The sequence below is a fragment of the Lysinibacillus sp. UGB7 genome (genome assembly GCF_049058285.1).
In the GTDB taxonomy this organism is placed as follows: Bacteria; Bacillota; Bacilli; order Bacillales_A; family Planococcaceae; genus Lysinibacillus; species Lysinibacillus sphaericus_B.
Window position 1 is genome coordinate 1 of the sequence record NZ_JBMGUV010000075.1, and the last position, 2,305, is coordinate 2,305.

The following is a 2,305-nucleotide window of genomic DNA, read 5'->3' on the forward strand; positions in this document are numbered from 1 at the left end:
GAATGAGGAGGGTTTTTTGTCTTGCGCATTTTTAGTATAACATGAAGTGTTTTTCGATTAAAAATGTTTTTCTTGACATTCTATTAGCTGGTTTAGTTCAATAAGCTCAATCTATATATAATCCATCTACTTCAAGATCAGTTAATTGTCGTAGGAGGAAATTGAGATAGTTAGAAATTTTTAAAATATAGTCGGTGTAATCGCAATATCTCTTATCTCGACTCCTCCAGTTGAAATAACTGAAGAAGGATTAAAAGTATTATTAGACGTATTAATAATGCCGATACCCCCTACTCCGAATGCAAAGTAAGCCTTAAAACCGTCAGGGGAAATCGCGATGTCCTTAGCGGAAATCTGGCTAGGAAGTAGGATAGTATCAATGATAGTGTTTGTAGTTGTGTTAATCACAGAAACGGTTGCGGAAGGAGGAGTTGCTGGTCCCCTATTCCCAACATATGCACGGGTACCATCCGGTGTAATCGCAATACTATATGAAGGTGTTGCAACTGGAATAGTATCGATGACGGTATTTGTTGCTGTATTGATAACAGTAACTATACTAGAGCCAAGGTTTGTAACATAAGCACGGGTACCATCTGGTGTAATCGCAATATCAGCAAGAAAAGTTGCAACTGGAATAGTAGCGATGATGGTTCTGTTGCTAGTGTTTATTACAATGACCGTATTAGAAGTGGTCGTGACATAAAGTCGAAGACCATTAGGTGTAATCGCAATATTATTAGGTGAAGCTCCAATCGGGATAGTACCAATAACTGTGTTGTTTAACGTATTGATGATAGAAACCGTATTAGAACTAGAGTTTGTGACATAAGCACGGGTACCATTAGAGGCAATAGCAATTTTCCCAGGATTGTTTCCAACTGGAATAGTAGCCACGACGGTGTTGCTGGCAGTATTGATGACAGAGACAGTACTAGAACCAGAGTTTGCAACATAGACGCTAAGACCATTAGGTGTAATCGCAATACCAATAGGCTCATTCATAACTGGAATAGTAGTTGTAACGGTGTTATTGAACAGGTTAATCACAGAGATCCTATCAAGTTGGAAATCCGTTACATATGCAAAAGTAATAACAAAAAAAGTAATAATCTCATCAATCCCAACTACGTTTATTCCATTTTCATTATTTATGAGAACTGTTCTGTTCGTTTCATTGACTTGAGTCAAAAGGCCTTGGATCGAGTCCAATGAAACTAAGCGTAAAAATACGTTTCTATTAATAAATTTTTGTAAATCTGGTAATATATCCGACAAAATATCACCTCCTTTTAATTATTGTAGGAGGCATATGAAAAATCAAGAATCATAATTATGCTTCCTCTCTTCATTCTATGTATAAGTTTCAAATAGATATAAACAAATTACACTGAACACACACCTCTTTAGCAATCTCATTGTTTATCGGTACGTACAAAGAAAGGCCATCTATCTGATTATTTTCGATAGATGGCCATTTTTTTCAATGTCAAACCAAATTTACGCCGCCGGGACGTTGATCACGAAAACCTTAGGGTTTCCAACATTTGATATTGTATCGGTATCAGTTTGAGTTTGAGCTTGAAGTTGAGCTTGATCTTGAAGCTGTTGTTGTTGTTGTTCTTGTTGTTGTTGGAGATTTTGGAGTTGTACCAGAATATTTAATAAAATATTCTCTTCATCATAATTATAATCTCCCACTTTCTCCTTGTATTTGCACATACACTTATATCCTTTGCATTTACATTTATTCATAAAGTCACCTCCTTTCTATGTGTTTCCTATATAGTATGTTTTATAACAACTATAGAAAGAGCAAGTGTTTATTACGCATTTTTTTATATTTGTATATAACTCGAATTAAACTTTAATAAATTACAAATATAGTAAGATGAACGTTCTTAGAAATCTTCGGATTATGGAAACCATTAAAAATACAATAATGATGATTTGGGATAAATAACCACACTACCATATATATCAAATAAATTTACAAAAAGACCAGACTTAATAGCATAGAAATCTGGTTATATTTTTAGATTTTCACTAATTTATTGCTCTACTTGCGTTTTGACAAGTATTTTTATTATTAAATTCAACAAGTACTGTACTGATTTTAACTATTTTTCATTATTTTTACGCTGTTGAATTGTAATATACAGACCCATTAAACGGTCGGTTGTCATTGCGCCATTCTGTAAATCCTTTAAATGTGGTTCCTGAACGATTCCATCCTTTACAGCCTGTGCAATGAAGTTTTCTGTTTCAGTTTTCATAGCTGGTGAACCTGGATTCCATGTTGTAT

General features: G+C 34.3%; 2 protein-coding genes and 1 pseudogene. All 3 read right to left on the bottom strand.

Annotated features, from left to right (window positions below):
- Positions 1-180: 180 nt before the first annotated feature.
- Positions 181-1,278 (bottom strand): beta-propeller fold lactonase family protein, encoded by a 1,098-nt coding sequence (locus ACOMCU_RS27870; protein WP_421052278.1) that lies wholly within the window; start codon positions 1,276-1,278, stop codon positions 181-183.
- Positions 1,279-1,500: 222 nt separating this feature from the next.
- Positions 1,501-1,755 carry a hypothetical protein gene (locus tag ACOMCU_RS27875; RefSeq protein ID WP_421052279.1) on the bottom strand — a complete coding sequence of 85 codons (255 nt, stop codon included), beginning with the start codon at positions 1,753-1,755 and terminating at the stop codon, positions 1,501-1,503.
- Between the two features lie 365 nt (positions 1,756-2,120).
- A pseudogene (locus tag ACOMCU_RS27880) lies at positions 2,121-2,305 on the bottom strand (M15 family peptidase); the annotation flags it as partial.